This window comes from Natrialba taiwanensis DSM 12281 (assembly GCF_000337595.1).
GTDB classification, from domain to species: domain Archaea; phylum Halobacteriota; class Halobacteria; order Halobacteriales; family Natrialbaceae; genus Natrialba; species Natrialba taiwanensis.
Map to the genome: position 1 here is coordinate 72,087 of NZ_AOIL01000019.1, position 17,373 is coordinate 89,459.

Sequence of the window (17,373 nt, forward strand, 5' to 3'; positions counted from 1 at the left end):
CGGTGGGCACAGCCTTCGCATCGATGAACTACGTGGTCGGTCGAGTTCCGAGGGTGTCTGACTCGCTTCTGCTTCGAGGTGGCTCCTCTCTTTCAGGTATAGGACCTTGCCAATCCGACCCAATTTGAAGGAGTTGAATCGATGGCGATCAAACACCCGGTGTTGCTGCTTATGATAAGGGATAGCAGGCGATATGACCGGCATGATGAGCAGTTAGCCGCTGTAGTAGTATTCCCCACTCGATTTCTGTTTACGGTCAAGTTGACTCCCCGGCTTGTTCACCCGTGGTCTACCGGTCCGCTCGTCTCGCCTGAACGTAATTTCGAGCGAGGCGAGGAACGCATTCATTCCCGACCGCATTGCTTGTGGGGCACTTGCCCGCCCGTGACGACTCGGTTCTCCATCGAACACAATCAGTCGGTCTGCGACACGGTCGATGACGAAAAGGTCGTGATCGACGACCAGTACGGGGTGGTCAGTTTGCTTGCTGAACTGATGAATCTTATCGGCGAGGGACACACGGCGACTGACGTCCAGGAAGGCTGAGGGCTCGTCCAGGAGATAGAGATCTGCGTCGCGTGCAAGACAGAGTGCAATCCCAGTACGCTGCAACTCTCCCCCTGAGAGCGAACCGAGCGAACGATCGTACAACGGCTCGAGCTCGAACGGATCCTGGATTCGCCTCGTGAATGACTGTGTGTGAAGATCGGCGACCGCTGTGAACCGCTCACGAACCGTTTCGTCGCTATCTGGCGTGATGTACTGTGGCTTGTACGATACTGTTACCTCATCCAGAACCGTTCTCTCGTCGGCTTCAACACTCCCAGCAAGTAATTTCACGAATGTCGTTTTCCCGAGCGCGTTCTCCCCAACGATTCCGATTGACTCACCGGTATGTATCTGACCGGACTCGACTGTCAGCGAAAAGTCCTCAAACGATTTTTCCAACCGAGGATAGTCGAGAACCGGGTCACCATACTGGACGCCACGTTCACCGGCCGTGGGGAAGTCGATCGAGTTGCGGCGAATCTGGACGTTTTCCTCTTTCAGTCGGCCATCGAGGAACTGGTTGATGCCTGTTCGAACTGCGAGTTGTTGGGCGACGACACCGAATCCACCTGGTTCACCGTACAGTACGTGGATCGCGTCCGAGAGGAGGTCCAGTGTCGCTAGGTCGTGTTCGACGACAAGGGCCGCTGCATCCGTTTCTTGGACATGGCTGCGGATCGTCTGCGCGACTGACAACCGCTGTTCGATATCTAGAAACGACGACGGTTCGTCGAACAGGTAGAGATCCGCATCGGCTGACAAGGTGGCACCGATCGCGACCCGCTGCCGTTCGCCACCCGAGAGATCAGCCAGCGACCGATCCCGGATCGACCGAAGATCGAGGTCGTCAACGAATCGGTCCGGATCGTCCGAATGCGCAACAAGCAGGTCTCTCACCGTCTCGGCATTTGCATCGTGAAGCGAGTCCACTCGCTGCTGCTTGTAACTGATCGTGACGCTGTCGTCTCGAAGCCGCTCAAGATGCGTCTGCAAGGTTGTCCCACGGAAGGCTTCGATAGCCTGATTCCAATCCAAATCCCCAATCGTGGTGCCGAAATTCGGCACCAGCTCGCCGGCCAGGATGCGGAGCACAGTGCTTTTCCCGATTCCGTTGGGACCGAGGAGGCCGACGATTCTACCATCCTCCGGGATGGGGAGGTCATACATCCGGAATCCGTTCTCGCCATACTGGTGAACGAGTTGGCCGGTTTCGGATGGGAGCGGAACGATCTGGATCGCGTCGTTCGGAATTTTCTTCTCGATGAGTTTGTGCTCGCGCATCACGTTCACGTCGTCGATGTGGAGTTCTGCGTCTTCGGTGACGTGGAACCCCTCGTGGCCGGATCGATTCAGCGGATCGTATTTGACGGCGATGTTCCGTACTTCGTCGGTGACCTTGTCTTGGTCAATAATCGCGATGTATTTCTGGTCTCGAGAATTCATAGAGTTAGTCATGGAGTGCCGTTTCTGCGGTTACTCGTGTCTTCGAACCGTCGCTGGCACCGTATCCCTCGTGGGACAGCGTACTCGAAGTCACCTGGAATACCACCCGATTCCGGTCGGTTGGGCTGGTGGTTCCAGTGGACTCGAGGGATAGGATTTGTCGGCTTGGTAGGTGTGATACGCCGGTGGTGCAAGGTCGTTTGGACCGTTTGGATAGAACAGCGAGGCGAGCGCCTGTGAGTGCGCTCGGCCAGCGTCGAGTTCGAACATTCCGCCACCATAGAGTTCGAGATCGTGTTGCAAGCCATATTCGAGAATACGACAGAGTGATTCGAGCGTCCCAGACCGACACGGCTTGATGTTGAGAGCAGTTGGTTCCCACGGGAGGTTCCGGATACTTTCGACACCCGTTATCGGGGCGTCCCAGGAGACTCGGTCAGCATATTCGTCGAGCACAGGTCGTGTCGTATCCGTGACGGCCGGGTCTTCGATGAGTGCATCCGGGAACGTCTCGAACAGCTGCCGGTAGAGGTCCGGATCAGTGGGAGCCCCGACGTCCGAACCGTACTGTGCTTTCAAATCCAGAATTCGAACCGCACCAGTATCCGAGAGGGCCGAGAGTAACTCGTCGCTCGGCGTGTCGGGGACGTCGATCTTGAATTCGATATCCGAATCCGCGTCGAGGAACCGGTTCACGGGACGGATGTGTTGTGAATCCCCGAGCTGTAGACTGACGACGAATGCCATCGGCTCGTACGTACTGTCCAGTACCGATGCCAGCGATCGCCCCGACTGTTTGAGTGCCAGATCTAGAACTGCACTCTCGATCGCCCAACGCAAATACTCGGGAGCGTCTCTGGGCGCAGTCTGTGTCAAGATATTCGAATCGGCATCGAGAGCGTCCGAAAACGTTCCGATCGTCCAGTCACCCGTCGGAAGCGCTAGTCCCTCTTCGCGAAGTCGCTCGTGAGCCTCTCTGGAACGGGTGACATCTTCTCCGAATCCAGTTACGCCTTGACCGCGAACACGAATAATGGTTCGCTCGAACGTCCGGTGTTCCGTCTCGATACGCCTTCCGTCGAACGAGACCGCTTCGACGGTGACCGGTAACGAATTTAGCTCTTCATAGAGCTCGGGGAACTCACTGTGTATCGCGTCCTCCCGATCCCCTCCGGGTTTGTGGTCGTCCATACGTTCAGTGAGTGCTCTGTGCTGAAATACCCCAGACGACTTTCCACCCAAAGGGAGGAGACACCACCAAACCCCTTATCCGAACAGCAGACCAATACTAGAGGATGGCAAGTCACTCCCATGATCACGGCGACGACCACGCACACGGTGAGACTGAACCTGTCACCGACCGAAACCACGATAATTCCTGGTCCGCCAACCTCGAGAAGCCACAGTACGAAGACGACCTCTCGCTACTCAAGCGCCACGGAATCGAGGCGGTCGAGCACACGACCAGCGGTCACCACGTGAATCTCGTCACGCACAAGGCACACGGCCATCCCGAGGGGTTCCTCTACGATGCGCTTGATGAGCGGTTTGGAGATGAGGGCGTCGAGTGGGAATATATCGAGCAGTGTGGCTGCGGTGGTCATGTCGTCCGCGTTCACGTTAACTGATCGGCGCGAATCAGAGACTACCGTCTCTCTTTATTGATCGGGCTCTGGTGAATCGCCAGAGTACGTCGAGTTGATCCGTCAGAACTAGGGAGTTGAAGCGGGAAACCGCGGATGCTCTATGTCCAAAATCTCCCGCTTCACCGGGAAGGTCGTGACGTTGGCTAAAAATGCTGTTGGTGGTCGAGGCGAATCCGCCGCCCCGCAGGGTGGCGGCGGATTCGCCGACTACGCCGTCGTTTCGCTGCATTGTCTGCGGATTTACTTGGAGAAGTCCTACCGCGAAGCGCTCGATCTCTTGAGCGAGATGCCGCAAATACTGGCAGAGATCGGCCTTGAGAAAGCCGATCTCCCTGATCACTCGACGCTAGTGAAGGCGTTTGACAGGATCAAGATGGAAGTCTGGCGAGTGCTGTTGCGCCTGTCGGCGCAACTGCACGAGCCATCTGGTCACGCGGCGATGGACGCGACGTTTTTCGACCGCGAAAGCGCCAGCAAACACTACTGCCGTCGGACGAATTATCGTGTTCAGACGCTCAAAACAACCGCTATCGTCGATACAGCGTCACAAGCTGTCCTCGACGTTCACTGCACGACCAAGAAACGTCACGACACGCAGATCGGCTGGCAACTCGCCCGCCGCAACGCGGGCAAGTTGCACAGCCTCGCCGCCGACAAAGGCTACGACTGGTATCGGTTACGTGATAAACTCCGGGAAGAGGACGTAAGGCCGCTGATCAAGCATCGAGAATTCCGTCCCATCGATCACGCGCATAACGCGCGGATCGATGAGACTCTCTACGGCCAGAGAGCGTTGTCTGAGGCCGTCTTCTCGGTGATCAAGCGCACGCTCGGCGACGCCGTGCGTGCGCGAAGCTGGTATCGTGAGTTCCGTGAAATCGTCCTGATGTGTGTCGTCTACAACATCAAGCGTGCCGTCAACTAGCGAAATCAAGATCCGTATGGCGATTCACCACGGCCATTGATCGTAACAGCTGGCAGTCCCAAATTCCGCGAACAGGTATCAGATGTGTATTACTGTATGGGTGCCTCTACCTGCCCTCTTTTACTGGCTTCAACTGAACCAGTAGCGCGGAGTCTCTTCCCTCAAGGAGCGAGCATAGCGAGCAAGTAAGGAGGGGAGGAGAGTGTCCGTATCGACTACAATCACTCACTATCGCTTGTTATTCGAGAACCAAGCATTCTCAGGATTGGGAAAACGCTCCTCTCGACCGATTACACGCACAGCACGTGGACTGAGCTGTCAGCCAGCTACTACTCGTCGTCAGCTAATTCTGTCCGGACGTAGTATGGCCCCTCCCAGTTTTGGACCCACTCTGGAGCCGCAGGGTGAGATTGCAACTGATTTGCTTCGTACGACTCGTCTGGGAATATCGTTCCCTCTTCATCGGTTCCGTCTTCCCACGGCACTTCGAACGTTACTGAATCCCGGTTTTCGGCGGGATTCAGTTGTTTGTCTGCCCCATCGTCTAGATGGTATGGTCCGTCGACCCATTCTTGCGGATTGAATGTGACGACTATGTTAGATTTTTCGTTTGTCATAGTATTGCTGTCCGGTGCGTATTCGAAACTACTCGTGGAAGGCGAAAAAGCATAGGGGCGAATCCCACTTTTGAGCCCGAGAAACGCCAATATTCCTGCTGGACGGTGACTGTCACAGCACGTAATAGAGCCATAGTTCGATGCACATAGGGCTGTTCAGTCCCATAATGGATTCATGGCACCGGTGAAATCAATTGAGGACTGTGAAGGTGTACCGCACGCTGCCGTGTTCCCGACCGAAGAACCGAAAACAATCCGATTATCCCTGGACGAAGGCGAAAGCGTTGGTGCACACAGTCATCCTGAAAGGCAGGTCATTCTCTATTTGATCTCAGGTGAGATCGATCTGCAACTCGATGGGGAGTCTCATATTGTACAGTCGGGAGATGTCGTCCAGTTCGACGGGACGCGTGAAGTAGCGCCAGCAGCACAGGCCGATAGTACTGCATTGATCGTTCTCGCCAAAAAGAGTGATTAACAGCGTTTCGGTCCAATTCGTCGACTCGTTGCGATGACCATCCTTATCGGCTAGCTGAACGAACGTTGCTCTATGTACGACCAGATTCTACTCGCCACGGATGGCACGATTGCATCGAAGAACGCGGAATCCCATGCGATCGAACTCGCCGAGATGCACGATGCTACCCTTCATGCGCTCTTCGTCGTCGACGAGAGCATCTACACGGCATACAGTGGAGATGAGTACGTCGACGAGGCAGAGGGACCCGAACATGGGCTCGAAGAACGCGGACAGGAGGCAATCGAGGAGGTCCGAAGGAGTGCGGAAGACAGTGAGGTCGAGATGATCGCGGCAGTAAAACACGGACATCCCGTCGAAACGATACTCGAGTATGGGGATCGACAGGATATCGATATGGTCGTCCTCGGGACGAAACACCGGCCAGCGGAATACCGCGCGCTACTCGGAAGTGTAACCGAACGCGTGCTTCGGCTAACCACCCGACCGACAGTCGTCGTGAAAACGGAAGTCGATGAATAAACGAATTCTGTATGTACTTTGATAAAACTACAATTCCTGAGTCTTGGGAGGATATCATAGAAACATTCTACTCACAGTGATTACTCAACTCAAATTATGTGGTTCAAACTGACGGAGCCGCTGTTTGTCAGACTGCCTCGACGGCCTTGATGAGTTCATCGTAGTCTGGTTCGTTCGTCGGATCTTCAGCTACCCACCTGTAGGCCACAGTCCGATCTTCGTCAAGGACGATCACAGCCCGGTTGGCGACACCGTACAGGCCTAAGTCTGGGATGTCGATTGAAAGGTCGTATTCCGGAATCGCTTCGCCCCCCATATCACTGACGAGGTCGAACTCGAGATCGTACTCGTCTGCGAACGCTCCAAGAGAGAATGATGAATCGGCGCTGATGCCGAAGAGTGTCGCTCCCGCATCTTGAAGTTCATCGAGACGTTCTTGGAGGGCTACCATCTCGTTCGAACACGGAGGTGTAAACGCCCCGGGGAAGAACGCTAATACGGTAGGACCCTCTCCAAGATGCTCGACAAGTTCGAATGTCTCATGTTCGCTTCCTCGGTACGTCGCTGTGAAATTCGGCGCAGTATCTCCTGTTGAAACCATAGCAGATCTATTTAAATGCGGAAGCGCCCTAAACCCTTGGCCGAACGGTTTCAAGAACTCAAACCGAACCCATATCCAAACCCCAGATTGTGCACCATAAGAGCAATGATACAGCCTTTCGGCTCTGTTGAAATCCTCAAAGAGTTACATGTTCGCTGTGTAATTTGACGAGATGAAGGCCCTCCCGAAGTCGCAGATTCTCCGTTTTACTGAGAAGGCGATTCATCTGGCGCGTCGAGCGGTCTCTCGATACTCCTCTAAATTCTCTAAACACCGTTATACACTTCCCCAACACGTTGTTCTGCTGTGTCTCAAAGTTCGGAAGAACACGACCTATCGTGGCCTGCTTGACGAATTAATCGAGATGCCACGTATCCGTCGTGTTCTTGGGCTAGCTGAGCTTCCTACGCCATCAACGCTCTGTAAGGCGTTCAACCGACTTGATATGGCCGTATGGCGTATCATATTGATTCTCTCAACGACGCTACTTCCGACGAGCGGAGTTGTTGGCGTTGATGCGTCAGGGTTTGACCGCAGTCACGCTTCGAAACACTACACAAAACGCGCTGAACTTACGATTCAGCAGCTCAAAGTGACGTTGCTGGTCGATGCGAAGGTAAACGCGATTCTCGATTTACACGTGACGACGACTCGGAAACACGATAGCCAGATCGCTCCGTCGTTGATCAAGCGCAACCCCGAGGATATTGACATTCTGCTCGGTGACAAGGGCTACGACGACCAGAAAATCAGGCGACTTACCCGGCAACACGAGGTTCGGCCACTGATTAAGTACCGTGAGTTCACGTCACTCCATAAGGCATGGAACGCACGCTTAGACACTGATCTCTACGGCCAGCGGAGTCAATCAGAGACAGTTAACTCAACTCTCAAGCGGAAGTACGGTGCGTTTGTCCGGTCACGACGCTGGTGGAAGCAGTTCCGTGAACTCACCATCGCCTGTCTCAGTCACAACATCGACCGATCACTCTGAACGGTCAATACAGGAACTGCACGTATCACAGGGGTCGGATTCTCGTGGCCTTAGTCGGCGTTCAGTTCTTTGACTACGCTCGCGGGGTTGCCCTGTACGACCACCTCGTCGGGAACGTCCTCAGTCACGACTGCACCGGACGCGATGACACTGTCATCTCCAACAGTTACGCCAGGATTGACGACCGCCTGTCCACCGATCCAGACGTTGTCACCGATCGTGACCGGTTTCGCGTACTCCGGCCCTTTGATTCGTTCGGCGGCATCGAGCGGATGAGTCGCGGTGTAGATGTGGACACCGGGTGCGATCATACAGTTACCGCCGATTTCCACTCGTGCCGCGTCCAAAACGACGCAGTCGAAGTTCGCATAGAAGTTCTCCCCTAGCTGGATATTGTAGCCGTAGTCACAGCGAAATGGCGGTTCTATCTGACACTCGGCACCGACTGAGCCGAGGAGGTCTTCGAGTACTTCTCGTCGGGCAGTCTGTTCGTCAGGTCTGGTGTCATTGTATCGCCGCGTGAGCTCCCGTGCACGGTTCCGGTCGGCCACAAGCTCGGGGTCGGTCGGGTCGTATAGCTCTCCGTCCACCATCTTCTCCTTCTCTCTACACATGCCTGCTACTGCGAAGCCGTCTCAATAGAACCCTTCGAGTCTGCTAAAGGTCGTTCAGTTCACATCTCTCATCGATCTGCTGTTTCAAATGGGAACCTATCTGAAGAAAAGTATTTCAACAGAGCCAGCCTTTCTAAAACAGCTCCTCATCTAGAAATCCGACTCGTTGGCGAGCCCGCTTTCGCTCAGCATCGGTCAATCTGTACGCTGGTAACTCATCCACGAGTGACCCCAACTGCCTTCGTCGTTCTTGGTGACGTTCGAGAAAATCAGCTATGTTCTCTGCCGCGATATCCTTGAGTTCACCACTCAACAGCGATCCATCACGATATTCCTGGGCGAGTCGTTCCAGCCGTTCGTCGTCCGCTTCGAAGAAATACGAAAGAAACTGGAACGACGTGTCTCTCTCGGGATCTCCACCCAGGTCTCTGTGCTCGTCGATGGTCGATTGACCACCGGAATACGCGTGGGCCCGAATCTTCTCGAACACGGCCTCTCTGTCGTCGGAGAGGAGAATACTGGGCGCGTCGTCCGAAGAGCTCATCTTGCCTGGCCCTGCGAGGCTCGGAAGGAATTTCGAGAGCAACGCGCTCGGTTTATCGACGTCGTATCGCTGTTTGTCCGCAATGTCCCGACAGATGCGGATATGGGGGTCTTGATCGATTGCGATCGGGACGAGCGTCGGATGACGGCCCTCGATGAGTTGCGGCAGGAGGAGGTGTGTCGCCTGCACTGCGGGATAGAATGACAGACCAATATTCGCAGGTTCTCCGTACGTTGCCTCGATAGTCGATTGGGTCACCGCCTTTGCAAATGCGGTTGCGAGGGGATACACCACGTCTCCATCCGCTGTATCCACGATGATACGCGTCCGATCTGGATCAAATCCTACTGCGAGCAGATCGAGTAAGTTCTCACGAGTGTGAGCGCCGATTACTTCGAGAGACATCTCTTTGAGGAAGTATTTCTCGTCATCGGATACTGGAATGTAGACGAGAGCGTTTGTCTGCTCTTGTAGGTACTTGGCGAAGTAGAATGGGAGGACGTGACCGATATGTATCGGCCCTGATGGGCCACGGCCCGTAACAATAGAGTGTGGGTTCCCTGTGTTGACAGCGGAGAGGAATCTGTCTATGTCGCGTTCTGCGTAGAATACGTTTCGATGAACTAATGGATGGACTGGGTCGGGAAAGGCTGTGATCTGGTCGTTTGAGAGTTGGTCAGCCCCGAACTGTTCGAGGAGTTTCTCGTAGTCGATTTCTCCGTCGACGCTGTAGGGCGTGACGGTAAACTCGTTTTCTGCTGTCATTTGTGGGTCATGATGACGGCGATACAATCGAGAAAGCGAGTGAGCATCGGGGTTGGGCCAGTCGGGGGAGACCGGCTGGCCGTACTCCGCGATACTGGCCACTTCCGGACCTAACTACCGCCAGAGCCGTTCGTAGGTTTCGGGGGAAGTGAACACTACGTCTAGTCGAAGGTATGGGGCGGGTATATGTGTTGCTGCTCTCTCCAATCCGTTGAATACGAAGTACCGGCGTGCTGTTCCTTCGAATTCTGATTAACTAGGCGACTCAGCAGAGATTCGACGTTCCGGTTTTCAGAGCATATGCTTGGTCAATGAGGCAGTTTCATGTGACTCCTCGGAGACAGCTATTTGGATGTCCCCGCGTTACATTTTCACATGGAACTCCGGCACCCTCCTGAGCAAATTTCAGTACTTTACCCCTAAATATGAGCTCCCAACAAACATCCTCAGAGACAGAGGAGAAATCCAACACTGGCCCTTCACCACAGCAGCAGCGTCTCGATAAGAAACAAGCAAAAGAACAGGAGGCACAAGCGGCCGCTGAAGCACAGTCTTCCGCCGATGAGGAGACAACGCTCCTGAAGGTCTTCCGGTACGATCCTGAAGTCGAAGCCAAGCAAGAACCCCGATTCGATGACTTCCACGTTCCCTACGAAAAGGGGATGACTGTCTTGGATGCACTCATCTACGCTCGTGACCACTTCGACTCGAGTCTCACATTCCGTCACTCGTGCCAAATGGCGGTGTGTGGAAGTGACGGCCTATTCATCAACGGCAGCCAGCGACTCGGCTGCCAAACGCAAATTTCCGATCTCAACGCTCCAGTCCGTGTCGAGCCGCTCCCGCATGAACCAGTGATCAAGGACCTGGTAGTGGATATGGATCACTTCTTCGAACGGATGGAATCCGTCGAACCATATTTCCAGCCCGACGAGCTTCCTGATGGGGAACTCGAAGAACAGCGCCAATCCCCCCAGAATCGTGAGAAGATCAAGATGGCCTCGCGTTGCATCCAATGTGGCTGTTGTACGTCGTCGTGTAATCCCTCACAGTTCGACGACGAGTACATCGGTCCTGCAGCCATCGTCAAGGGATACCGGTTCTACATGGATGAACGCGAAGGGGAGGCTGCACAGGAACGTCGACTGGAACTACTCGACAAAGAACATGGGGTCTGGCAGTGTCATACGCAGTTCTCGTGTACGACCGTCTGCCCGAAGGATATCCCAATCACCGAGGAGATCCAAGAGATGAAACGCGAATCCGTCAAACAGAACCTGAAATTTTGGTAGCCGTCAGAAGGAGACGTTCCGTTCGTCGTGCGGGTAGTCCCCAGTCACCTCTTCGACGTTGCTGTCACGATCGTCGTAGTACTTTCGTCCGATGTAACTATCGTCGAGACTACCATAGATCGACGCGAAGAGGTCTTCAAGAGTTTCGTACGGGTTGTCGTTGTCCCTTTCCAGCATCGCACTAATAGACTCCGAGTCATCGTCGTCGGGAGCATTAACCGTTACGTCTCCGGCACGTTCGATGACCCCCGCTCGGTCAACCGGAAACTCGAATTCCTCGTTCAGATAGCCGCGTAAGCGTGGGGGTCTCATTGTAGTTGATGTGTTATCGGGGGTATCCACCGGTCGAATGGTGAATGGGGTCGGTCAGAACTCCTTCAAGGAGTGTTTCGGGCGCTCACGGGAAAAGTGTGCTCCTCAATTCGTTCCCAAGCGGTGTTCGCGCTCGATATCCTGCAGCTGGGGGATCAGTTCAGAATCCCGTGCGACGTGGATGATATACCGGGGGACGTCCTGTGTCGTCCGGGCCATGAACGGTTCGCCCCAGAAACTTAACAGCGCGTCCGTCTGCTCGTTTTCCGTCCCGCGAAGAATGAACGAGACGTTTTCATCGAGGTCGCGCCAGACAGGTTCCCGTACCGTCTCGGCGCCTGTACACTCCTGTACTTTCGGTTTGACCTGTGTCTTCCAGCGCTCTCGTTCACTCTCGTCGAGGACGAACTGAATTGAGGAAACATCTGGATTTTCAATCGGTGGCCGAAGCAACGCGTCGAACAAATCCTGGGGAATGAACATAAGCAGACAGACATTGAACCAGATCATTTCACCACGGGCACCCTGACCGAACTGGGTACTCCGCGGTCTGAGTTGTGCTGGACCGATGAGTTCGAGGTCGGGAGTATCCATACCGGCTCGGATTTCTTCGACAGTGCGTTCGGTGTGAGCGACGGACTCAGAGAGGTTCTCTGTTTCTGATTCGCGTCGAAGATGGCTGATGAACAAGAACGCCATAAGAACGAGCGTAATCTGAAGAAGCACGGATTCGTCTACGATGTGCAAGAAATGGAGTACAAGCGCGAGAACAGCCGCCAGGATGCCCGCGACAGCTTCCCATTCAATCTCCTTAATTTGCCATCTCATATCGACTGTCTCCCTGGCACAGGATTCTGGCTATAGGCACATTACTCTGTGCAGTCAAGTAGCGAGGTTCACAGGAGGCGTTCGTGGTTGAACCCAGACGGCCTTGTCCACACAGAATGGAACTTCCTCAACCTCCTTGCTCTGAGTTTGATGCTCCGTCGAGGATTTGAACCTCGGTCCTCGACGTGAGATGCCGAGATGATTGGCCGAGCTACACCAACGGAGCAGGCTTACTTCGATGCCGGATTCTGTTAAACCTATCCACCGGACACGCCGGAGGTGGGTGTCTGTCCTCTACAGATAAATCAATGGTTTGTGAGCTTGCACTGTCCTTCTGTAGGTTCGGAGCATCTCGAGACGCGAAATGATTCGAAATGAGATACAGATCGACCACCCTGTTGAAGCGTATACAGACGCAAATTGTAGATAATGGACGAACAGCCAAGCAATTCGGACCATCATCGTCATCGAGAGGACCAAGGCAAACACGATAGCTCTCACATCGGGGCAGGGTCAGAACAAGCGCTACTCGAAGACGAGTCAGGTACGCAACACCACCACGAAGAGGAGGAACACGGCGATCACGGGAGTGGTCATGACGGCCATGGCGGGATGCACGAGGGCCACGAACAGATGTTCCGCCGACGCTTCTTCGTCTCGACGATCCTCTCGATTCCCGTTCTTCTCTATAGCGAAACACTGCAGGAGTGGCTTGGCTTCTCCGTCCCAACGTTTCCGGGTAGCGAGTGGATAGCCCCGGTGTTCTCCGTCGTCGTCTTCGCGTACGGTGGAATCCCGTTCCTCCAGATGGCGATGCCGGAACTGAAAGACCGAGCGCCGGGGATGATGACGCTCATCTCGATGGGGATTNCGCTCTTCCGATCTGAGCAATGTGTAGTCTTCCCGACGGAGTCTGCGTTCTTCTGGGAGCTCGTCACACTCATCGACATCATGCTGCTTGGGCACTGGATCGAGATGCGGTCGGTTCGGCGTGCATCGAGCGCCGTCGATGAGTTGGCGAGACTAATGCCCGATACCGCCGAACGGATCACCGACGACGGTAATACCGAAGACGTACCCGTGGACGAACTCTCTGAGGGCGACCTCGTGCTCGTCCGGCCGGGCGCGAGCGTCCCCGCCGACGGCGTCGTCGAGAAGGGCGATTCGGACGTCGAGGAGTCGATGATCACAGGTGAGTCGAAACCGGTCTCGAAAGAACCTGGCGACGAGGTCATCGGCGGTACCATCAACGGCGACGGCAGCCTTCGCGTGCGCGTCGGTGCGACGGGCGAGGAGACAACGCTCGCGGGTATCATGCGACTGGTCGAGGAAGCCCAGCAGAGCAAATCCAAGACTCAGGTGTTGGCTGACAGAGCGGCGGGGTGGTTGTTTTACGTCGCGCTCGGGACGGCAGTCGTGACGGCACTCGCGTGGACAGTCGCAGTCTCGTTCGATGCGACCGTGATCGAGCGCGTCGTCACGGTACTCGTCATCGCCTGTCCACACGCCCTCGGACTCGCCATCCCGTTGGTCGTCGCGATCAATACGTCACTCGCGGCTCGCAACGGGATGCTCGTCCGTGATCGGATCGCGATGGAGGACGCTCGGAATCTGGACGCCATCATCTTTGACAAGACCGGGACGCTCACCGAGGGCGAGCACGGCGTCGTCGATATGATGACCGGCGATGGCGTCGACGAGGACGACGCACTCGCCTTGGCGGCAGCCGTCGAGAGCGACTCCGAGCATATGATCGCGCGAGCTATCCGCGAGGCAGCCGACGAGCGTGGTCTTAGCGCATCTGACGCGAGTGACTTCGAGGCGATTAAAGGCAAGGGTGTCCGCGCGAGCGTCGACGGAAACGAGGTGTACGTCGGCGGGCCGAACCTGTTAACCCAACTCGATAGCGAGATTCCAGACAACCTCCAACAATTCGCTGACAAGGCCGGCGAAGACGCCCAGACCGTAGTGTATCTCATTCGCGACACAGAGTTGATCGCCGCGTTCGCGATGGCCGACGTAATCCGCGAGGAGAGTTTCCGCGTCGTCGACGCCCTCAAAGATCTAGGCATCGAGGTGGCGATGCTGACTGGCGACTCCCAGGACGTCGCCAAAGCTGTTGCTGACGAACTAGGCATCGATACAGTGTTCGCGGAGGTCCTCCCCGAAGACAAAGACAAGAAAGTCCAGGAACTCCAGAATCAGGGGAAGCTCGTGGGGATGGTCGGTGACGGCGTCAACGACGCACCGGCGCTGACGCGGGCCGATGTCGGCATCGCTATTGGTAGCGGCACGGACGTTGCCGTCCAGTCGGCGGACGTCATCCTCGTCCAGAACAACCCAATGGACGTGGTCCGGCTCGTGAAACTCAGCAAGGCGAGCTACCGAAAGATGCAGGAGAACATCGTGTGGGCCGCCGGATACAACGTCTTCGCACTTCCGCTTGCAGCGGGTGTCCTTGCGCCGGTCGGGATTCTCTTGTCGCCTGCCGTTGGTGCACTCCTGATGTCGCTGAGTACGGTGATTGTCGCGATCAACGCACAACTGCTCCGCCGCGTGGATCTGGCCATCCCAGAGCTTCCAGGCGGGACACCATCGATTGACGCACAATCTGCAGACTGAAACGCTCCAAATTGCCTCGGAGGGCTTCTTTCAATTGAGTCCGGCTGGTGGACAGCAAATGACGACACTGGTAATTTAGGCGGGATCGCTATGGGGTCACCGATTCCACAGTTTTTAGCCGGGGATGCGTCGTTCGGTTTATCCGGATGCTTTCCCTGATGGGCTACATAGCTGCGTCAGCACTAGGTTTATACCGCTTGACGGACTTCTTTTCAATATGAGCCTCGAAGAGACGGTTGACTACCTCGCCGAGGAACTCGACCTCGAGCGAAGTGAACACGTTCGAGAGGTCGGTCAGTCGGTCGCAGAGCTTCGCGACTGATCAGAACAATTCTCTGAAGTCTCGTTCGATGAGTCCGTCCTCCAGATACGTGATGAACTCTTGTTTCGTTGGTCCTTGACGATCGAGCAGATCGTTCCGTTCTGCTCGTTCAAGAACTGCCTGCGCAAAGTCCGTACAGTGGGATTCGTGCTGCTCAGCGTACTTCGAAAGGGCTTCTTGCCAGTGCATATCCAGCTCGAACTCAGCTAATCGGATTTGGATCCCATCTTTCCGTTCAACGAGGTCGACGTCCAGCTCTTGGAGCTGCTTGAAACGGAGGTTGTTCCGACGAATAGTAATAAGCCGCTTGGAATCGACGATGTAGGGATCAACCCACTCTCGCCAGGTATCGTCGTCGACGTGCGTTCGTGGCATCTCAAAATCCAGTTCCACACTCTCGATGCAGAATTGAAGCATCGCGATGCCAGTTCGATGATTCGCATTTGGCAGCGAATGTCGGAGAATCAAATTCGACATTACTTCTCCAGCGACGTTTGGAAGTGGTGCTCCCCATGATACGTGATCGAGTGCCTGTTGGATTTTTTGTGGTTCGAAATCCTTGTAGAGACGGAACTCCTCCGCTTCTCGAACCTCTACTGCGGCTTCGAGCAACTCTACTAACCGGAATGCTACAACTTGCCCAGCGCGAGGAAGGTCACTAATACGGTCGCTCAGCCACTCTTTATCGAAGTCGATATCATGTGCTGATTCGATCTCCGAATCTCCTTCGTAGAGCACATAGACCGGTGTATCAAAGGGGTATCCGATCAGCTTCGTCGACTCGTTGGATCGCTCTTGCTGAGATCGGAGCTCTGCAACTGATGACGAGCTAAACTTGAGCGAGAAATTTTCGGCCTGGGGGTGATGATAGAAGACGAGCCGAGCCATCGTAATGCGAACTCGTGGGGAGTAGGTAAAGCAGTCCTGCTTTTATACTGGTCAGCGAGGCGAATACCCCGACCCACTGTGGTCGGGGATGAAGCCGACAACTCGTGATACAAACCATTAAGTAAACATATCCGTAACCAGCAGATAGCGATGGAGTACAGTCACCGCCACCGTGCCTACCCAACAGAAACGGTAGCGGAAGGGCTGGAACATCATCTTGACGTTCATCGCCAGCTCTACAACCACGTTCTCTGGGACTACGAGAACAGCCCAGAGGACGACAAGCTAAGCGAGTACGACCAGAACAACAAACTCCCCGAGTGGAAGCGCAAGTGGCCGGTGTTCAGCGAGTTGCACTCGAAAGCCGCACAAGCCACTGTAGCTCGCTTTCACCGCTATCTCTCGAACCTTCGGAAGAAGAAAGAGAAAGGGTACAAAGTTGGTCGGCTCAAGCGGCAAGCGCCTACCGAGTATCGGAGCGTGACGTACAGTCAGTCTGGTTTCGACCTCAATGAAAAGAGGGGCCACGACAAGTACGCATACGTCCACTTCAGCAAAATCGGCTGGGTCAAAATCCGGTACTCGCGTCCAATTCCCGACCACGCCACCATCAAAGAAGTCACGTTCAAGAAGGAGACAACCGGCGAGTGGTTCGTTTCCTTCGGATTGGAAACTGACGACACCAACCTTCCCGAGAAACCCGACGTAGACTCGCTCAATACGAGCAACAGCGTCGGGATTGACCTCGGCATCCTGAACTACATCCACACTTCTGACGGGAAGACCGTGGATTGGCTCGACCTCAAAGACGAGTACGAGCGTCTTCGCCGCGAGCAACGCAAGCTCTCACGGAAGCAGAAAGGGTCGAACAACTACGAGAAACATCGTCGGGAAGTAGCGAAGGTCAAGCGTCACATCCGGCGGAAGGTACTGGACTATCAGCACAAGATTACAACGTGGCTCGTCCGCGAGTACGACGCCGTGTTCGTTGAAGACCTGAACGTCCAGAGTATGCTTCAGGGCGACGGGAACTCCCGGAACAAGCAGGACGCGGCGTGGAGACAATTCATCACGCTCCTCGAATACAAAGCCGACTTGCACGGAACGCACGTTGTTCAGGTCAAAGAGCGAGGAACCACCAAAGAATGTGCGTCATGCGGTGTGGAGACAGCGAAACCCATCTGGGTGCGTGAACACTCCTGTCCGAGTTGTGGCTTCGAGACAGATAGAGACGCGAACGCGGCGATGAACGTTCTCAAGCGTGGTTTTTCTGAGTTAGGGCTGGGATGGCCCGAAGACACGCCTGTGGAGACTGTGACCGCTACGGACACCGCTGATTTCCAGCGCGTGTCTGCAAGTCACGTCATCGAAACAGGAAGCCTACCCTCGTGAGAGCAGGATTCCCCGCGCC

The 17,373-nt window shown here is 55.1% G+C and carries 17 protein-coding genes and 1 tRNA gene; 8 read left to right on the forward strand and 10 right to left on the reverse strand.

Going from position 1 to position 17,373, the window contains the following annotated elements; translation table 11 throughout:
- Positions 1–213 precede the first annotated feature (213 nt).
- Both C484_RS07055 and C484_RS07060 read right to left on the reverse strand, forming a co-directional pair.
- Entirely contained in the window at positions 214–1,992 is a 1,779-nt protein-coding gene (locus C484_RS07055) for a ribosome biogenesis/translation initiation ATPase RLI (RefSeq protein WP_006825250.1), read from the reverse strand.
- A gap of 90 nt (positions 1,993–2,082) precedes the next feature.
- Positions 2,083–3,183, reverse strand: coding sequence for a hypothetical protein (locus C484_RS07060; RefSeq protein WP_006825251.1), 1,101 nt, complete (start codon positions 3,181–3,183; stop codon positions 2,083–2,085).
- Positions 3,184–3,287: 104 nt separating this feature from the next.
- Here C484_RS07060 and C484_RS07065 point away from each other — a divergent pair, with 104 nt between their 5' ends.
- Both C484_RS07065 and C484_RS07070 read left to right on the forward strand, forming a co-directional pair.
- Complete coding sequence (locus C484_RS07065) at positions 3,288–3,620, forward strand: CGCGG family putative rSAM-modified RiPP protein (protein WP_006825252.1); 333 nt, start codon at positions 3,288–3,290, stop codon at positions 3,618–3,620.
- A gap of 118 nt (positions 3,621–3,738) precedes the next feature.
- A complete protein-coding gene (locus C484_RS07070) occupies positions 3,739–4,563 on the forward strand; it encodes an IS5 family transposase (protein WP_006825253.1) in 825 nt (274 codons plus the stop codon).
- 329 nt (positions 4,564–4,892) lie between these two features.
- On the opposite strand, the gene C484_RS07075 is transcribed toward C484_RS07070, so the two are convergent.
- Positions 4,893–5,180 (reverse strand): hypothetical protein, encoded by a 288-nt coding sequence (locus C484_RS07075; RefSeq protein ID WP_006825254.1) that lies wholly within the window; start codon positions 5,178–5,180, stop codon positions 4,893–4,895.
- Between the two features lie 175 nt (positions 5,181–5,355).
- On the opposite strand from C484_RS07075, the gene C484_RS07080 reads away from it, so the two are divergent.
- Together C484_RS07080 and C484_RS07085 are read left to right on the forward strand one after the other, a co-directional pair.
- Positions 5,356–5,658 (forward strand): cupin domain-containing protein, encoded by a 303-nt coding sequence (locus C484_RS07080; protein ID WP_006825255.1) that lies wholly within the window; start codon positions 5,356–5,358, stop codon positions 5,656–5,658.
- A 72-nt stretch (positions 5,659–5,730) separates the two neighbouring features.
- Positions 5,731–6,180, forward strand: a complete 450-nt coding sequence (locus C484_RS07085; RefSeq protein WP_006825256.1) for a universal stress protein — start codon at positions 5,731–5,733, stop codon at positions 6,178–6,180.
- A 127-nt stretch (positions 6,181–6,307) separates the two neighbouring features.
- Here the strand turns inward: C484_RS07085 and C484_RS07090 are convergent, their stop codons facing one another.
- Complete coding sequence (locus C484_RS07090) at positions 6,308–6,781, reverse strand: redoxin domain-containing protein (protein ID WP_049915093.1); 474 nt, start codon at positions 6,779–6,781, stop codon at positions 6,308–6,310.
- A 172-nt stretch (positions 6,782–6,953) separates the two neighbouring features.
- On the opposite strand from C484_RS07090, the gene C484_RS07095 reads away from it, so the two are divergent.
- Entirely contained in the window at positions 6,954–7,775 is an 822-nt protein-coding gene (locus C484_RS07095; protein WP_006825258.1) for an IS5 family transposase, read from the forward strand.
- Between the two features lie 50 nt (positions 7,776–7,825).
- Here C484_RS07095 and C484_RS07100 read toward each other — a convergent pair whose 3' ends face one another.
- Entirely contained in the window at positions 7,826–8,389 is a 564-nt protein-coding gene (locus C484_RS07100; protein ID WP_006825259.1) for a maltose acetyltransferase domain-containing protein, read from the reverse strand.
- A gap of 133 nt (positions 8,390–8,522) precedes the next feature.
- Complete coding sequence (locus C484_RS07105) at positions 8,523–9,698, reverse strand: tryptophan--tRNA ligase (RefSeq protein ID WP_006825260.1); 1,176 nt, start codon at positions 9,696–9,698, stop codon at positions 8,523–8,525.
- Positions 9,699–10,123: 425 nt separating this feature from the next.
- Between C484_RS07105 and C484_RS07110 the strand changes: the two genes are divergently transcribed.
- Positions 10,124–10,990 carry a succinate dehydrogenase/fumarate reductase iron-sulfur subunit gene (locus C484_RS07110; protein ID WP_049915094.1) on the forward strand — a complete coding sequence of 289 codons (867 nt, stop codon included), beginning with the start codon at positions 10,124–10,126 and terminating at the stop codon, positions 10,988–10,990.
- Positions 10,991–10,993: 3 nt separating this feature from the next.
- Here C484_RS07110 and C484_RS07115 read toward each other — a convergent pair whose 3' ends face one another.
- From C484_RS07115 to C484_RS07125, 3 genes are all read right to left on the reverse strand, one after another.
- Positions 10,994–11,332 (reverse strand): DUF5789 family protein, encoded by a 339-nt coding sequence (locus tag C484_RS07115; RefSeq protein WP_239640935.1) that lies wholly within the window; start codon positions 11,330–11,332, stop codon positions 10,994–10,996.
- Positions 11,333–11,407: 75 nt separating this feature from the next.
- Positions 11,408–12,130 carry a hypothetical protein gene (locus C484_RS07120; protein WP_049915095.1) on the reverse strand — a complete coding sequence of 241 codons (723 nt, stop codon included), beginning with the start codon at positions 12,128–12,130 and terminating at the stop codon, positions 11,408–11,410.
- A gap of 151 nt (positions 12,131–12,281) precedes the next feature.
- Positions 12,282–12,356, reverse strand: a tRNA-Glu gene (locus C484_RS07125).
- 386 nt (positions 12,357–12,742) lie between these two features.
- Here C484_RS07125 and C484_RS07130 point away from each other — a divergent pair.
- Complete coding sequence (locus tag C484_RS07130; protein WP_049915119.1) at positions 12,743–14,752, forward strand: heavy metal translocating P-type ATPase; 2,010 nt, start codon at positions 12,743–12,745, stop codon at positions 14,750–14,752.
- A 322-nt stretch (positions 14,753–15,074) separates the two neighbouring features.
- Here C484_RS07130 and C484_RS07135 read toward each other — a convergent pair whose 3' ends face one another.
- Entirely contained in the window at positions 15,075–15,962 is an 888-nt protein-coding gene (locus C484_RS07135) for a hypothetical protein (RefSeq protein WP_006825266.1), read from the reverse strand.
- 150 nt (positions 15,963–16,112) lie between these two features.
- Here C484_RS07135 and C484_RS07140 point away from each other — a divergent pair, with 150 nt between their 5' ends.
- Positions 16,113–17,354, forward strand: coding sequence for an RNA-guided endonuclease InsQ/TnpB family protein (locus tag C484_RS07140; RefSeq protein ID WP_006825267.1), 1,242 nt, complete (start codon positions 16,113–16,115; stop codon positions 17,352–17,354).
- Positions 17,355–17,373 lie beyond the last annotated feature (19 nt).

Bases quoted from the DNA above. Each gene is read 5' to 3' on its own strand.
- C484_RS07120 (WP_049915095.1), bottom strand. From the start codon at position 12,130: ATGAGATGGCAAATTAAGGAGATTGAATGGGAAGCTGTCGCGGGCATC.
- C484_RS07080 (WP_006825255.1), top strand. From the start codon at position 5,356: ATGGCACCGGTGAAATCAATTGAGGACTGTGAAGGTGTACCGCACGCT.
- C484_RS07085 (WP_006825256.1), top strand. From the start codon at position 5,731: ATGTACGACCAGATTCTACTCGCCACGGATGGCACGATTGCATCGAAG.
- C484_RS07090 (WP_049915093.1), bottom strand. From the start codon at position 6,781: ATGGTTTCAACAGGAGATACTGCGCCGAATTTCACAGCGACGTACCGA.
- C484_RS07140 (WP_006825267.1), top strand. From the start codon at position 16,113: ATGGAGTACAGTCACCGCCACCGTGCCTACCCAACAGAAACGGTAGCG.
- C484_RS07065 (WP_006825252.1), top strand. From the start codon at position 3,288: ATGGCAAGTCACTCCCATGATCACGGCGACGACCACGCACACGGTGAG.
- C484_RS07070 (WP_006825253.1), top strand. From the start codon at position 3,739: ATGTCCAAAATCTCCCGCTTCACCGGGAAGGTCGTGACGTTGGCTAAA.
- C484_RS07135 (WP_006825266.1), bottom strand. From the start codon at position 15,962: ATGGCTCGGCTCGTCTTCTATCATCACCCCCAGGCCGAAAATTTCTCG.
- C484_RS07060 (WP_006825251.1), bottom strand. From the start codon at position 3,183: ATGGACGACCACAAACCCGGAGGGGATCGGGAGGACGCGATACACAGT.
- C484_RS07105 (WP_006825260.1), bottom strand. From the start codon at position 9,698: ATGACAGCAGAAAACGAGTTTACCGTCACGCCCTACAGCGTCGACGGA.
- C484_RS07075 (WP_006825254.1), bottom strand. From the start codon at position 5,180: ATGACAAACGAAAAATCTAACATAGTCGTCACATTCAATCCGCAAGAA.
- C484_RS07055 (WP_006825250.1), bottom strand. From the start codon at position 1,992: ATGAATTCTCGAGACCAGAAATACATCGCGATTATTGACCAAGACAAG.
- C484_RS07095 (WP_006825258.1), top strand. From the start codon at position 6,954: ATGAAGGCCCTCCCGAAGTCGCAGATTCTCCGTTTTACTGAGAAGGCG.
- C484_RS07100 (WP_006825259.1), bottom strand. From the start codon at position 8,389: ATGTGTAGAGAGAAGGAGAAGATGGTGGACGGAGAGCTATACGACCCG.
- C484_RS07110 (WP_049915094.1), top strand. From the start codon at position 10,124: ATGAGCTCCCAACAAACATCCTCAGAGACAGAGGAGAAATCCAACACT.